Genomic DNA, 14,169 nt, shown 5'->3' on the forward strand with positions numbered 1-14,169 from the left:
AGGTCAGCGAATCACAAGCGATCAATCTAACTAGTAGATAGACTATTAGGCATTAGGATCACGCGAGTGCCGGCCATCGCGTCGTACGGCGATACGCGGGCGAACAACCCTGCGATCCAGACGAGGACAACGGCGTACAGCACGATGCTCACGACGATCAGCCAACCGCCGGGCTCGGCCTCGGTGGCGAACCCATAGGCGACCGTGTGGCCGAGCTCCCACGGCACGGTCACCTTCAGAACGTTCCGCGCCAGCGCCCGCCCGAACGACACTCGCCGGCCAGTCCGAGCCGACACCACCATCAGCCCGCGCAGCCGCTTGCCGGGCGTAGCCCCACGCGCCGACTCCCGCCAGGCCAGCCACAGTGTGGCGGGCAGAACCAGCAGCAGAAACGAGCCGAGGTTGAGCGCCCAGACCGGCAGCTCGAGCCCGCGCACCGCCAACCCGATCGGAACCAGGGCCAACGCCAGTACCAGAATGCACAGCCAATCGACCAGCCACGCCGTGAGCCGCAGCCAGGCCAGCCGTGGCCTCGTCACCATGGCGCACTAGCCGCTGTCGGCCGCCGCGGCGTCACTCGTCGACTGGTTTGCGGTGGGAGCGCAGGACCTGCGCGAAGGTGAGGAGGCCGGTCGCGAAGGTGACCAGGATGAGGAGGGCGACGCGGTCGGTGCGGGCCTGCTGGCAGTCGGCGAGGATGGTCTGCCGCGCATCGACCTCCCGCTTCTGCTGATATTCCGGGGGCTCGTCGGACGCGCGAACCTTGTCCATGTACGCCGAGAACGCGTCGGACTCGTCCTCAGTGAGCGGCTCGTCCAGGTCCTGCGTATCGGAGCTGAGGCGGCCCAGCGCCGGGCACTTGACGCGCACCTGGTCGCCGTCGAACCCGGAGTACTTCACATCGGCGGAGTTGAAGAACAGGAACAACATCCACGCAGCACCAAGCAAGGCCAGCAGCCCAGCCCACTTGCCCTTCATCCACGCATCCCTTCCGTCGCGAACCCACCACATCCTGCCCGCCGAAGGGTCGACCACCCGACCCGTCGTCGTAGGTTGGAGAAATGGGCATGAGCGACCTGACCTCGGCGCCGAACATCGGCCCCGTCCTGGCCGGAGAACTGCAAGCACTCGGACTCGAGACCGTCGATCAACTGAGCGAACTCGGCTCGCTCGAGGTCGGCCGTCGGCTGGAGGCCCGCGGCTTCCACGACTGCACCCACGCGGTCCTTGCCGTCGAGGGCGCAATCCGCGGAGTCCGCTGGACCACCATCCCCGCCGACGAACGTCGCGCACTCGCCGACAACTGGAAGTCCCGCTGACCTCGATCAGTAAAATCTGTGGCACATGCCACCGGGTGGTTGGGAGCTGGGATGCGAGTCAGCGTGACCGATTACCACACGGCCGGCGAGCCGTTCCGGATCGTGACCGGCGGCCTTCCCGACCTGCCGGGACAGACGATTCTGGAACGCCGCGCGTACGCGCAGACGTCGCCTGAGGTCGACGCGGTGCGGCAACTTCTGGTGAACGAGCCGCGGGGACATGCCGATATGTACGGCGGATTCCTGGTGCCGCCCGATGACGACGGTGCCGACCTCGGCGTCGTGTTCTGGCACAAGGACGGCTACTCGACGGCGTGCGGTCACGGCACCATCGCGCTCGGCGCGTGGGCTGTCCGGACCGGGCAGATCCCCGCCGCGCCGGACGGCGACACCGAGGTGGTGATCGACGTACCCTCGGGCCGCGTCCTGGCCCGCGTCAGTTGCGTGGGCGGTGAAGTCGAGCAGGTCTCGTTCCGCAACGTCCCGGCGTACGTCGTTGCCCGGGGCATCGAAGTCGCGATCGGCCGCGGCAAGGTCCGGGCGGACATCAGCTACGGCGGCGCCCTCTACGCATCCGTCGACGCATCCTCGGTCGGCCTCGAGGTGAGGCCGAAGAACAGCACCGACCTGATCTCTGTCGGGCGCGAGATCAAGTGGGCGCTGAACGACACACACTTGGCGCGGCATCCGACCGACAGCCGCCTGGACGGCATCTACGGCACGATCCTGTACGACGACCTCGGCGGGACCGAGGGCGGTCCGCACCAGCGCAACGTCACGATCTTCGCGGACGGTGAACTGGATCGCTCGCCCTGTGGTTCCGGCACTTCCGCACGCATCGCGCTTCTGGCCGAGGACGGCCGGCTGCCGATCGGCCACACCCTCAAGCACGACTCGATCGTGGGTACGACGTTCCTCGGCCGGGTTGTCGAGCACGTCCAGGCCGACGGTCATCAGGCCGTCGTCACCGAAGTGACCGGCGCCGCGTACGAGACCGCCCAGGCCACGTTCACGCTGGATCCGCGCGATCCGCTCGGCACCGGGTTCGTGCTGCGATGACCCTCCAAGGTCAGGTCATGGCCGACCAGAAGCGTTAGCCCTGTCACACACCACCTGACTTGACGATCCGATAGTCAGCTTCTAAAGTCAAGAACAGATTCTGGATATAAAACATCCAGAACAACAACGGATGGGAGCTGGAGCGATGAGGATCTTTCTTGCCGGGGCGTCGGGTGTGATCGGGCGGGCGCTGATTCCGCGGCTGGTGGCCGACGGACATGTGGTCGGGGGGATGACGCGATCGGTCGCGAAGACCGAACTGGTGAAGGGACTCGGGGCCGAGTCGATCCTGTGCGACGTGTTCGATCGCGACGCGCTGATCCAGGCGGTGGGTGACTTCAAGCCGGACGTGATCCTGAACGAGCTGACCGACCTGCCGGACGATGCGACGCGGATCGGCGCGCATGCGGAGCTGAACGCCAGGATCCGGACCGAGGGCAACCAGAACCTGATCGAGGCCGCGCGGCGGGCCGGGTCGCCGAAGATCCTGGCCCAGACCGTCGCCTGGCAGCTACATGACGGCCCCGATGCCCTGGCGGTCGCGGAGCTGGAGCGATCGGTCCTCGCCGAGGGCGGCGTCGTCCTGAGCTATGGACAGTTCTACGGGCCGGGCACGTACAACGAGAAGCAGGTGCCCGCGGAGCCGCGGGTCCACATCGACCGGGCCGCGGAGCGCACGGTGCAGGCACTGCGCGAGCCGAGCGGCGTCGTCGTCATCACCGACTGATCGTCAGCCGTCCCGTGGGTCGGCCCAGTCGCCGTTCGCGACGATCGCGAGGTCCTCGAGCTCGAGGTTCTTGCCGGACGCGGTCCGCGGGCCGATGATCACCGGCTCGCCGGTGCCTCGCTCGACCAGGCTCAGCGGCCCGCCTTCCTCGTCCTGCACGTACTTGTTGCCCCACTGCATGAGCGCGAAGACCGCAGGCAACAGGTCCCGGCCTTTGTCCGTCAGCAGGTACTCGGAGCGGGTCCGCTGGCCCGGCTCGCGATACGGCCGCCGGCTGAACAGGCCGATCTCGGTCAGGTCCTTGAGCCTGGCCGCCACGATCGCGTCGGTCAGCCGCGTACGCCGGGTGAAGTCGTCGAACCTCGTGGTGCCGTAGAAGGCCTCGCGCAGGATCACCATCGACGACCGGGTGCCGATCAGATCCATCGTCATCGCGATCGAGCAGTTCTCGAGTGTCCAGGTGCTCCGATCGGCCAGCACCCCTTCGAACGTGATCGCCATACCTCGTCCTTTACAAGGAGTTTCCGATGTCATCCTCTCACGTGGTGGCCGAGCGGCCTGTTGTCCGCCGGCGGCCGACCATCCCTGCCGGCCTCGCCATGGCAGGCGCGGCGATCACCTTCACCGCGCTGTATCTCGCGGCCGGGGCGCTGACCCCGTTGCTGGTGTTCTACAAGGAGCGGTGGGATTTCGCGCCGTCCCTGCTGGCGTTGGCGTTCGCGGTCTATGCGGTCGGCTTTCTCGCCGCCGTACTGACCGTTGGTTCGCTGTCTGACCACATCGGCCGGCGTCCGGTGCTGATCGGTGCCCTGGTCATCCAGATCGCCTCGAACCTCACCTTTCTCGCCGCTTCGAGTGTGGGCTGGGTGATCGCCGGCCGGATCATCCAAGGCGTCGCCAGTGGTGCGGCGACGGCCGCCTTCACCGCAGCGCTGGTGGAACTCGCGGCGCCGAACCGGAAACGGCTGGGCACGATCCTGGGCAGTGTCGGACTGACCGGAGGTCTTGGCTTCGGCTCCTTGCTGGCCGGTCTCGCGGTCCAGCTCACGCCGGCGGCGAACTCGATCATCTTCGTCGTACTGACCATCGTGACGATCCTAGGAACGATCGTGGTGATCCTGTCGCCGGAGACCGTCACCCGGGTCCCCGGGGCGTTGCATTCGCTGGTCCCACGCATCGCCTTTCCGCCGGCGACCCGCCGGGAGTTCGCCGCGGCCGCGCCCGTGGTCGCCGCGGTCTGGATGCTCGCGGGTCTGTCGGGCGGGCTCGCGCCGAGCATGGTGCGCAGCGTCTTCCACTTGAACAGTGGGCTTCTCAACGGCTTCGCGGGGTTCGTCGCGCCGGCCGCGTCCGCTGTGGTCGGGCTGGCGTTCGCCCGCGTCGACTCGCGGCGGGCGATGACGTGGGGGATCTACGCATCGATCGTCGGGGCCATCGGCATCATCACCGGTGTCCTGGCCGGAAGCCTGGCCGTCATGATCATCGGGCAAGCCATCGCCGGTGTCGGCTTCGGCGCGGCGTTCACGGCCGCCCTCCAGCTGATCTTCCCGCTCGCGCCCCCACACCAGCGCGCCGGCGTCGTCGCCGGGATCTACCTGGTGTCCTACCTCGCGCTCGGCATTCCCGTGGTCGTCGCAGGCCAGCTGGCAGGCCCCATCGGTGAGGTTCCCGCGGTCACGTCGTACACGGCCCTGACTGTTGTCCTCGCTCTCGCCAGCCTGATCGCCCAGCTCCGCCTCAAGCGCAGTACCTACGCCTAGGCGTGCAGCACTTCTGCAGCGTTCGGCGAGGCAGGCTGGCAGGGAGCGGTGGCGTTGCCGCGGAGAGGAGGGATCATGCCCGTCGCGCCCCTGAAGGAACTCGTCGACGAGGCTCTGGCCAAGGGGTACGCCGTTCCCGCGATCAACGTGGTGGACGAGCTGAGCCTGCGTGCCGTCGTCGACGCCGCCGTGGAGCTGCGCTCGCCGCTCATCGTCCAGACGTCGGTGAAGACCGTGAAATCGGTCGGCCGCGACGTCGTCAAGGCGATGTTCGACGCGACTGTCGCCCCGGTGCCCGTGCCGGTGTCGCTGCATCTCGACCACTGCCCGGACCGCGCGGTGATCAGCTCGTGCCTCGCGGCCGGCTGGAACTCCGTGCTGTTCGACGCGTCGGCACTCCCGGTCGAGGAGAACCAGCGCCAGACCGTCGAGGTCGTTGCCGAGGCCAGGACGTACGGCGCTCATGTCGAGGGCGAGATCGAGGGCATCACCGGCGTCGAGGACGGAGTGGGATCGGACACCGAGTCGGCGCGTCAGTCCCTCGAGATCGCCACGCGGTTCGTGGAGACCACCGGGGTCGACGTCTTCGCCCCGGCGATCGGCAACGCCCACGGCATCTACCATTCTCTACCGGACCTGGACTACCAGCGGATCACCGACCTCGTGGCGGCGACCGGGATCCCGATGGCGCTGCACGGTGGCTCGGGGCTGAGCCGTGAGCAGTTCCAGGACCTGATCGGCCGGGGCTGCTCGAAGGTGAACATCTCGACGGCTCTCAAGGTCGCCTACATGACGTCGTCGCTGGAGCACCTCGAGCAGGCGCGGGCCACGAACAAATGGGACCCGCCGTCGTTGTTCACCCACATCCACGCGGCCGTGAAGTCCATGGCCGCCGAGCACATCGAGATCTTCGGCAGCGGCGGCCGGGCATGACCGCGATCATCTTCGACTGCGACGGCGTACTGGGTGATACCGAACGCGACGGGCACTTGCCGGCGTTCAACGCGACGTTCGAACAGTTCGGGCTGCCGGTGCGATGGTCGGTCGAACAGTACGGCCGGCTGCTGCGGATCGGCGGCGGCAAGGAGCGTCTGGCCACCGTGCTGGACGACCCCGAGGTGTGGCGCGCGGCGGGGTCGCCTGCGACGCCCGAGGAGCGTGCCGAGGTTGTGGCGACGTGGCACCGGGCCAAGACGAAGGCGTTCACCGACTTGGTCGCCGCTGGGGTCATCCCACCGCGTCCCGGCGTACGACGGATCATCATGGACGCACTGGCGGCCAGGTGGACAGTTGCGGTGGCGTCGACGTCGGCTGAGCCGTCAGTTCGCGCCGTTCTTGCCGGAGCTGTTGGTGCCGAGGTGGCGGCGACCATCCCGGTGTTCGCGGGCGACGTCGTACCGCGGAAGAAGCCCGATCCGGCCGTCTACGAGCTGACCGTCAAGGAGCTCGGGCTGGATCCGGCCGAAACCCTGGTCGTCGAGGACTCGCACAACGGACTGCTCGCCGCCGGCGGCGCCGGGCTGGCCACCGTCGTGACCGTCAGCGGCTACACCCGCGACGAGGACTTCACCGGGGCGGCGCTCGTTGTCACCAGTCTGGGCGACCCGGGCGGTGAGCGGCTCGAGGTTCTCGCGGATCCCTGGGACATCGAACCGGTCGATGCGCTCAGCCTCACCGAGCTCTCCCGCCTGGCCGGCCGGCCACCGCACGAAGAAACCCAAGGAGGGCAGACATGACGGACAGCTGGAACGAGGTCGACGTCGTCATGACGACGATCATCGACACCTGCCTCGCCAACGAGAAGTACTTCGGCGACCTGGACTCGGTGGTCGGCGACGGGGACTTCGGGTACTCGCTGGCCCGCGGCTTCGAGAAGCTGCAGGCGCAGTACGCCGAAATGGACCGGACCGACATCGGCACCTTCCTGAAGAAGGTCGGGATGCTGGTGACGTCGCGGATCGGCGGGACGTCCGGCCCGATCTGGGGGACCGGGTTCCTGCGCGCGGGGATGACCGCCGGTACGGCGACCTCCCTGGACGGCGCGACCGTCGTGGCGATGTTGCGGTCCGCGGTCGCGGGCATCATGGCGCGCGGCGGGGCCGAGTTGGGGGAGAAGACGCTGCTCGACGCGCTGGTCCCGATGACCGACGCCATCGAGGAGGCGCTCGCCGCGGGGGCGAGCAGTGACGAGATCGTCGACCGGGCCGCGGTGGCCGCCCGGTCAGCCGCCGACGCCACGGTGGACATGGTCGCGAAGCGCGGCCGCGCCGCCTATACCGGCGAGCGCAGCCGTGGATCGGTCGACGCCGGGGCCACCGCCGTCGCCGTACTCATGGAGCAGATCGCGAAGAACTGGAAGGGGAGGGAGTCCCGATGAAGAAGTTCGTCAACGATCCGAAGAACTACGTGCCGGAGATGCTGCAGGGGATCGCGCTGGCCAACCCGGAGACCTTGAAGTACGTCCCGGAGTACAACCTGATCATGCGGACCGACGCGCCGCGCGACGACAAGGTGTCGATCGTCCAGGGATCGGGGTCCGGGCACGAGCCGGCCCACGTGATGACGGTCGGCAAGGGCATGCTCGACGCCGCCTGTCCGGGTGACGTGTTCGCGGCGCCGCCGATGGAGTACGTGTACGAGACCACCAAGCTGCTCGCGTCGCAGAAGGGCGTGCTGCTACTGGTGAACAACTACACCGGTGACCGGATGGCCTTCGACATGTCGCAGGAGATGAGTGCGGCCGATGGTCTGAATGTCCGCACGCTGATCATCGACGACGACGTCTCGGTCAAGGACTCGACGTACACGGTCGGCCGGCGCGGGGTGGCCGGCAACTTCTTCGTGATGAAGGCGGTCGGCGCGGCGTCCGAACAAGGCGCGGACCTGGACGAGCTGGTCCGGATCGGCGAGAAGGTCAACTCGGTCACCCGGACGATGGGAATGGCGCTCACGGCCTGTACGCCGCCGGCCAAGGGCTCCCCGCTCTTCGACCTCGGCGCCGACGAGATGGAGATGGGCGTCGGTATTCACGGCGAGCCGGGGCGTAGTCGTGAGAAGCTCGCGTCGGCCAACGAGATCATCGATCAAATGCTCGAGGCGGTCCGGTCCGACCTGCCGTACGAGTCCGGCGACAACGTCGCGCTGATGATCAACGGCCTCGGTGGAACGCCGATCAGCGAGCTGTACCTGCTCTACGGCCGCGCCCACCAGGTGCTCACCGACCAGGGCATCAACGTACGGCGCAACTACGTCGGGGAGTACTGCACGTCACTCGACATGGCCGGTGCCTCGGTCACCCTGGTCAAGCTGGACGACGAGATCGACGGTCTGCTGTCCGCACCGGCCGAGATCGCGATCCGCGTCTTCTGACGTTCGCCGGGGATCGGGGGTGGTCAGCCCTCGGTCCCCGCCGCGTTCAGGCCGTAGTCGGTACGGAGGCGCCGTACCTCGGACTGGGCCGCCGGCCACAGCGGAGAGGTCGGCGACAGCAAGGTCAGTTGGCGTTCCCACGCGGCCAGGTCGTTGACCCCGGCGTACGAACGGGTCCATGCCACGACCAGGTCGACGTCCTGGGTCTGCAGTACGGCGGCCCGGATCCGGTTCTCGAGACGGTTGCGGGAGGCAACGACACCGGGGGCGTCGGACTGCGGCAGCAACGGGCCGACGTACCGCCGCAGCGCTGACGACAGCAGGTGGGAATCGAGGTCGTTGGCGGTCTCGAGCCAGTCGGCGGCGATGTCCCGGCGCAGCCGGTAGGGACGGGACTCGACGATGTCGGCGCCGAGGAGCGCGCGGAGCCGGGTGACCTCGCCTCGCAGCGAGGACCGGTGATCCGCTGCGCCGTAGAGCGCGTCCGACAACTCCTCCGCGCTGAGGCCCTCAGGGTGCTCGGCCAGCAGAACGAGGATGTCGCTGTGCCGTCTGCTGAGCCGCAGGTCGCGGTCATCCACGCGTACCTCGGCGTCCGGTCGGCCCAGGGCGGAGATGTGCACTCGATGGCCCGAGTCACCGGTGATTCTGCGAAGGATCGTCAGCCGGCCGAGCTCGGCCTCGGCCATGCGGGCGGCGGCGCGTACCAGGGCCAGCGACTGGGGTGAGCTGGCATCGGCGCCGCCCGTGACGTCCACGACGCCGAGCACTCGATGCGTCTCCGGGTCGTAGATGGGGGCGGCGGCGCACGACCACGGTTGGACCAGGAGTGTGAAGTGTTCCGCCGACCGGATCTGGACCGGTCCGGCGACCTCCAGCGACGTACCGAGGGCGTTGGTGCCGACCTGTCGTTCGGCCCACCACGCGCCTTCGCTGAAGTGGATGCCGTCCGCGGCGCGGAGTACATCCGGACGTCCGCACACCCACAACAGCCGTCCGTCACTGTCACCGATCGCCATCACGCTGTCACTGTCCTCGGCGGCCCGGCCCAGTACGTCGTACAGCATCGGGAAGACCGCGGCGAGTGGATGCTCGGCCCGGTACGCCGCCAACTCGTCGGCCCGGAACGCGAACGGCGCCGCCGTCCCGGAATCCAGCCCTGCCGCGATGGACCGCCCCCAGGAGGCCGCGACAAGCCCCCGCACGTGCCGCTCCCCACCCTCGAGGAACTCCTCGTGCCGCCGATGCAACCCCCGATCGACCCGATCCACCCTCCAAGGGAACTGCGCCCACCCCGGAAAGTCCAGCATGCCCGTCAGGGGGCGGCTGACTGCAGGGACAGGCTGAGGCCGTTGGTTTCCTGGTGGACGTAGACGTCGAGGCGGGTTCCTTCGTCGATCATCACGCTGCCGCGGCCGGTGGCCTCGATGACCTGTACGTCGCCGATCTCGTCGTACACCGTCATGGCGGCGTCGACCACGTAGCTGTAGTTTCCCGGCTTCGTTGCGGTGACCCGCTGGCTCACCACGGGCTGTGCACTGGTGGCGTGCAGGGTGGCGACCAGCGTTCCTTCGAGGCTGATGACGATGACCTCTTCCAGCGCTCCTTCGGTGAGCTGGTCGGAGACGGTGAGATTGATCGGATCGGGCTGTTCGGGCGGTGTCGTCGTCCGGGTCGGCGGTGCGTTCGGCGACGTGGGCGGCGACGTGGACGGCGGCACGTACGGCGCGGTCGTCACGATCGCGTCGGCCTTGGTGACGTCACCGTCCTGACCGGGAAGCCCGGTCTTCGCGAGGATCGGGATCAGGGCGGCGAGCAGCCCGATCAGGGCCGTCAGAGTCTGGCCCAAGGTGCCGAGGCGGGTCCACCAGCTCTCGCGGCCGGGATTCTCGTTCGGTGTAGTCATTTCTCCTCCCTACGCAGTGCGTTCTGAGGTCAGAGAATCGGCCGGCTCGGTAAATACCTTTCGGTATCAGAATCCGGGTCCCGGGCTCTTGTCGGCATCACGTCGATCGGAAGGAGGCGGAGATGGCGGCAGGTACTTTCACCACCCATTTACTCCCGGCGCGCGGCAGGAACCGCGAAAGGCGTGCGGGCTGTGGACTGCGTCGCCCACCTCGGCGAGAATGCCGTGGGGGGCGGGCGATGGACCAGCAACGGCATGCCGACAATCAGGCGCTCGTCGCTTTGGTGCGTTCCGCCGACCCGGTCGCCTGGCGGACACTGACGGATCGCTATACCAATCTTCTGTGGCATATCGCCCGCGGAATGCGGCTGAGCCAGGACGATGCGGCGGACGCCATCCAGACCACCTGGCTCCGGCTTGTGGAGCGTGTCGACACCGTTCGGCAGCCCGAGAGCATCGGAAGCTGGCTGGCCACCACAATGCGGCACGAATGCCTGGCGGCGTTGCGGCGCCGGTCCAAGGTGGTGGTGCTGGAGATCTTCGACGATCTGCCGGACCACGCCGATCCGTTCGACGACGCTCTGCTGCGAAGAGAGCAGGATGCCGCGTTGTGGCGGGCGTTCCGCTCGATGAAGCCGCGTTGCCAGACCTTGCTGCGGGTGTTGATGACTGATCCGCCGCCCAGCTACACCGAGGTGGCGTCGGCGCTGGACATGCCCGTGGGGAGCATCGGCCCGACCCGTAAGCGTTGTCTCGCGGCGCTGCGCGAGATCATGGCGGCCGACCCGTATCCGTTCGAGTCCACGGCCGCGGAGCCTGGCGGTGATCAGTGAGATGAACGCCGACCATGATGACGACGCACTGCTGGCGTGGTTGAAGCGAGTCGCAGCAGAGGCCGACCCGATGCCCGGCGACATCACCGCCGCCGCGCACGAAGCGATCGGCCTGCACGACCTCGACGGGCAGTTGGCCGAGCTGATCGCAGACTCCGCCGGGTCGACCCCGGAGTACGACGCGGTACGGCGTACAGAGGCCTCGGACCGCCTGCTGTCGTTCGAAGGCGGAGGTGTCCGGGTCGAGCTGGAGATCGTGCCGGACGACGGTGAGCTGACTGTCATCGGGCAAGTCATCGGTGCGTCGCCGGAGGGCTGCGAGCTCGAGTACGGCGATGGCCGCCGCGAGACCTTGCCGCTGGATGACCTCGGACGTTTCCTGGTCGATCAGAGGCGGAGCGGACCGGTGCGGATCCGGTGCCGGTCGGTCGACGGCAGCCCGGTGATCACCTCGTGGATCAACCTGTGACCGCGTCAGCGGCCCAGAGCCACGAAGGACAGGGCAGTCGCGACCGCGATCGGGTCGTCGCCGACGCCGGCCCGGGCCTTCTGGAGGGCGACGCCGAAGGAGTCCCCGGCGCGCAAGTGCTGGTGGAAATCGACCATCAACCCAGCGGTGGCGTTGTCGTTGACCGGTACGACGCTGGCCAGCAGGCTCGCCGTACCGAGCGGAACGAGCGCGGACACAGCGCCGAGGAGCTCGTCCGCACCGATCGGAGCCGCAACGCCGGACTCGCAACTGGACAGGACCAGTCGCAGCGGCGCGCGGCGGAGTCTGCCGAGGTCGTAGAGAGTCAGTGGCCCGTCGTCGAGAGCGAACGCGGAGAACAACGGGTTGTCGCGGCGCAAGCGTCCGTGGGCCGCGATGTGTGCGGTCCAGGCGCCGTCCAACGCGGCCAAGGTCTTGTCGGCAGTGGCCTGCCCGTCGGCGAGGACGTCGGCAGTCGGATAGTTGCCTCTGATCTGCCGCAGTTCGTCGTCACCGCTGCGGAGACCAGGTCCTGCGACGAGAGTGACGCGGCGTTCTCGCGGCGGGTGCAGGCGCCCGGCCCGCAACCACATCGACGCCGACGGCGCGACGACGACCGGGACCGGTCTCAACGTCGGCAACATCGCCCAGGGCACCGCATGCAGAGCCGCCGGCGGCACGATCAGGACGGGTCCGTCGCCGAGATCCGCGGCAGCCGGTCCCAGCAGGACCTGTTGCAGCCGGAGACCGACCGCGTCTATGCGTTCGACAGCTCCGGAGTGCGCGCGACCGTGCGCGAGCCGGCGCAGCATGAACAGTGCGAGATCGAGCTCCCGGACGGCGACCTCGACCGGGCCGATCGGATACATGCGTACTCGTCGGCCGGCGACCGTGATCGCATGGAGTACGCCGTCGAGCGCAGTGATCTCGACGAGGCAATGTTCGCCCAGACCGTCGATCAGCGTGCCGAGGTCCGCCGCGTCATCACGGCGACGCGGATCGGTCGTGGTGCCCGAACTGTTGCCGAGCCGCCTGGTTCGGGCCCGGATGGAGGACTCGAGGCGGTTCCGTTCGAGCTGGAGTCGATCGGTGTCCTCGTCCGCCCGCTGAGCGGCCTCGACGCGTCGAGCCACGTTGCGCAGCGCGGTGAGCTCAGCCGCCAGTTCGGGATCGTCGGGAGGGCGGACCGGCGGCAACGCGAGCGCACCGGCGCGCCATTGCTCGCTCCAGCGCAACAGCATCCGCGCGTCGTTCCGTCGTACGGCGTGACGCTGCGCCAGGGCAGCGAGCTCGACGCCGTACGTCGCAGCGTGGGCACGCAACTCTGGTGCGGCCAAGGAGCGTTGGTGATCGGCCGCGGCATCGAGACCGTGCCGGCACGCGATGAGGGTCGCAGCAGTGTCGCCACGTCCCTCGGCCCGCAGCGCGTGGGCCAGCCAGCCGGCCGCATGCCCGAACGTCGGACCGCGGTGACGGAAGCGCGCTGCGAGGGCGAGATGCCGTTCGGCGTCGGCCCCGCGTCCCTGGTCTGCAGCGAGGCGGCCGGCCAGAAGGTGCGCCGAGAGTGCGTCCGGGGAGCTGAACTCATCGAGCTGATCGGCCAGCCGCTGGGCCTCGGCGCAGAGCCGATCACCACGCTGACCGGCGTCGTACTGTGCCTGGAGCGTGAGGTACGTCGTCCGCGCAAGCCAGCCCTTCCGGCCCTGCTGGCGGAACAGCCGACCGGCTTGTACAGCGCGTTCCTCGGCGAGAGCTGGTCGTCCGGCGGCCTGTGCGGCTTGTGCCACGGCGAACAGCAGTTCGGCGGTGCCGGTCCCGCCCGGATCGCGACGCAGATGGTCGCGCAGGACCTGTTCGGTCGTGGCGACAGCTTCGGTTGCGAGGCCGGCGGCGAGCAGTACGGCGCAGCGGTCGATCGCCAGACTCGGCCACTGCGTCTGCAATGCCGTGTAACGCGCCGCGGCCTCGTCGAGGAAGCCCAGCGCCGCGGGCAGGTCGCCTGCCTGGAACGCCACGTCGGCGCGGTTGTGCACGAGCATGGCCGATTCGAGTTCCTGGCCGTTGGCAGCCGACAGTTGCTCGGCCACCACCAGGTCCCGGTCGGCATGGGCAGCCTGTCCCAGGGCGGCGTACACCAGGAATCGGTGGGTGCGTGCGCGAGCCTCCCAGACCTGGTCGCCACCGCGATGCAGGAGCATGACGGCTTGGCGGAGGTCGGAGAGCGCTTCGTCGTACCGTCCGAGGACTCGGAGCAGGTATCCACGTCGGGTCAAGGCCCTTCCCGCGGCAGCGCCCTTGGTGTTCGCGATCGCCTGTTCCAGCAGGGTGAGCGCTTCGACGTGCTTGCCTCCGAGGCCGAGCGTGAGGCCGAGGGTCGCTTGGACGTCCGCGATGCGTTCGGGCTCGGCGGAGCTCTTGGCCAGGCGCAACGCGCGGCGGAGTTCGGTGACCGCTTCGGTCTGGTGGCCGGAGTCGCGCAGGACGATCGCCCGCGCCTGACGAGCGATCGATGCGGTCCGCGGGTCGGGAGTTTCCGCCAGCACCATGGCGGCTGCCGCCAGGGCCTCGGACGGGCGCGACACCGCCAGCGGCAGGAGTCGGTCGGGATCGTCGTGACGGTCACCGGCTGACATTCAAGGAGTCTAAGAAACTCACTGCGTAATCGGGAGGGGTCATGTCACAAGACGACGCAACGAGTCCGGAAGGTCGCACTGAGGAAGCACCGCC

At 68.5% G+C, this 14,169-nt stretch carries 16 protein-coding genes; 10 read left to right on the plus strand and 6 right to left on the minus strand.

All coding sequences use genetic code 11. From position 1 onward, the window contains the following. Positions 1–26 precede the first annotated feature (26 nt). Both ACIBG5_RS31515 and ACIBG5_RS31520 read right to left on the minus strand, forming a co-directional pair. Entirely contained in the window at positions 27–539 is a 513-nt protein-coding gene (locus ACIBG5_RS31515; RefSeq protein ID WP_396395141.1) for an RDD family protein, read from the minus strand. A 34-nt stretch (positions 540–573) separates the two neighbouring features. Then, positions 574–978, minus strand: a complete 405-nt coding sequence (locus ACIBG5_RS31520) for a hypothetical protein (protein WP_396395142.1) — start codon at positions 976–978, stop codon at positions 574–576. Between the two features lie 89 nt (positions 979–1,067). Here ACIBG5_RS31520 and ACIBG5_RS31525 point away from each other — a divergent pair, with 89 nt between their 5' ends. The 3 genes from ACIBG5_RS31525 to ACIBG5_RS31535 all read left to right on the plus strand — a co-directional run bounded on the left by ACIBG5_RS31525 (position 1,068) and on the right by ACIBG5_RS31535 (position 3,105). After that, positions 1,068–1,319, plus strand: coding sequence for a TfoX/Sxy family DNA transformation protein (locus ACIBG5_RS31525; protein ID WP_360452311.1), 252 nt, complete (start codon positions 1,068–1,070; stop codon positions 1,317–1,319). Between the two features lie 51 nt (positions 1,320–1,370). Then, entirely contained in the window at positions 1,371–2,378 is a 1,008-nt protein-coding gene (locus ACIBG5_RS31530; protein WP_396395144.1) for a proline racemase family protein, read from the plus strand. Between the two features lie 145 nt (positions 2,379–2,523). Then, positions 2,524–3,105 (plus strand): NAD-dependent epimerase/dehydratase family protein, encoded by a 582-nt coding sequence (locus ACIBG5_RS31535; protein WP_396395145.1) that lies wholly within the window; start codon positions 2,524–2,526, stop codon positions 3,103–3,105. A gap of 3 nt (positions 3,106–3,108) precedes the next feature. Here the strand turns inward: ACIBG5_RS31535 and ACIBG5_RS31540 are convergent, their stop codons facing one another. After that, the gene (locus tag ACIBG5_RS31540) at positions 3,109–3,606 is read right to left on the minus strand and encodes a winged helix-turn-helix transcriptional regulator (protein WP_396395146.1); all 498 of its coding nucleotides are present in this window, start codon (positions 3,604–3,606) and stop codon (positions 3,109–3,111) included. A gap of 26 nt (positions 3,607–3,632) precedes the next feature. Between ACIBG5_RS31540 and ACIBG5_RS31545 the strand changes: the two genes are divergently transcribed. The 5 genes from ACIBG5_RS31545 to dhaK all read left to right on the plus strand — a co-directional run bounded on the left by ACIBG5_RS31545 (position 3,633) and on the right by dhaK (position 8,234). After that, on the plus strand, positions 3,633–4,865 hold the full coding sequence (locus tag ACIBG5_RS31545) for an MFS transporter (RefSeq protein WP_396395147.1): 1,233 nt from the start codon (positions 3,633–3,635) through the stop codon (positions 4,863–4,865). A 75-nt stretch (positions 4,866–4,940) separates the two neighbouring features. After that, on the plus strand, positions 4,941–5,798 hold the full coding sequence (locus tag ACIBG5_RS31550) for a ketose-bisphosphate aldolase (protein WP_396395148.1): 858 nt from the start codon (positions 4,941–4,943) through the stop codon (positions 5,796–5,798). Then, positions 5,795–6,601 carry an HAD-IA family hydrolase gene (locus ACIBG5_RS31555; RefSeq protein WP_396395149.1) on the plus strand — a complete coding sequence of 269 codons (807 nt, stop codon included), beginning with the start codon at positions 5,795–5,797 and terminating at the stop codon, positions 6,599–6,601. Before ACIBG5_RS31550 ends, ACIBG5_RS31555 begins: the two co-directional genes overlap by 4 nt. After that, positions 6,598–7,242: a dihydroxyacetone kinase subunit DhaL gene (dhaL, locus tag ACIBG5_RS31560; protein ID WP_396395150.1), complete on the plus strand. Its 645-nt coding sequence runs from the start codon at positions 6,598–6,600 to the stop codon at positions 7,240–7,242. Before ACIBG5_RS31555 ends, dhaL begins: the two co-directional genes overlap by 4 nt. Continuing rightward, positions 7,239–8,234, plus strand: coding sequence for a dihydroxyacetone kinase subunit DhaK (gene dhaK / locus ACIBG5_RS31565; RefSeq protein WP_396395151.1), 996 nt, complete (start codon positions 7,239–7,241; stop codon positions 8,232–8,234). Before dhaL ends, dhaK begins: the two co-directional genes overlap by 4 nt. A gap of 23 nt (positions 8,235–8,257) precedes the next feature. On the opposite strand, the gene ACIBG5_RS31570 is transcribed toward dhaK, so the two are convergent. Continuing rightward, positions 8,258–9,505: a GAF domain-containing protein gene (locus ACIBG5_RS31570; protein ID WP_396395152.1), complete on the minus strand. Its 1,248-nt coding sequence runs from the start codon at positions 9,503–9,505 to the stop codon at positions 8,258–8,260. Positions 9,506–9,549: 44 nt separating this feature from the next. After that, the gene (locus tag ACIBG5_RS31575; RefSeq protein WP_396395153.1) at positions 9,550–10,140 is read right to left on the minus strand and encodes a hypothetical protein; all 591 of its coding nucleotides are present in this window, start codon (positions 10,138–10,140) and stop codon (positions 9,550–9,552) included. A gap of 239 nt (positions 10,141–10,379) precedes the next feature. On the opposite strand from ACIBG5_RS31575, the gene ACIBG5_RS31580 reads away from it, so the two are divergent. Next, positions 10,380–10,973, plus strand: coding sequence for an RNA polymerase sigma factor (locus ACIBG5_RS31580; protein WP_396395154.1), 594 nt, complete (start codon positions 10,380–10,382; stop codon positions 10,971–10,973). Beyond that, a complete protein-coding gene (locus ACIBG5_RS31585; protein WP_396395155.1) occupies positions 10,963–11,442 on the plus strand; it encodes a hypothetical protein in 480 nt (159 codons plus the stop codon). Before ACIBG5_RS31580 ends, ACIBG5_RS31585 begins: the two co-directional genes overlap by 11 nt. 5 nt (positions 11,443–11,447) lie before the next feature. On the opposite strand, the gene ACIBG5_RS31590 is transcribed toward ACIBG5_RS31585, so the two are convergent. Continuing rightward, positions 11,448–14,075: a CHAT domain-containing protein gene (locus tag ACIBG5_RS31590; RefSeq protein ID WP_396395156.1), complete on the minus strand. Its 2,628-nt coding sequence runs from the start codon at positions 14,073–14,075 to the stop codon at positions 11,448–11,450. Positions 14,076–14,169: the final 94 nt, after the last annotated feature.

The organism is Kribbella sp. NPDC050241, from assembly GCF_044459685.1.
In the GTDB taxonomy this organism is placed as follows: domain Bacteria; phylum Actinomycetota; class Actinomycetes; order Propionibacteriales; family Kribbellaceae; genus Kribbella.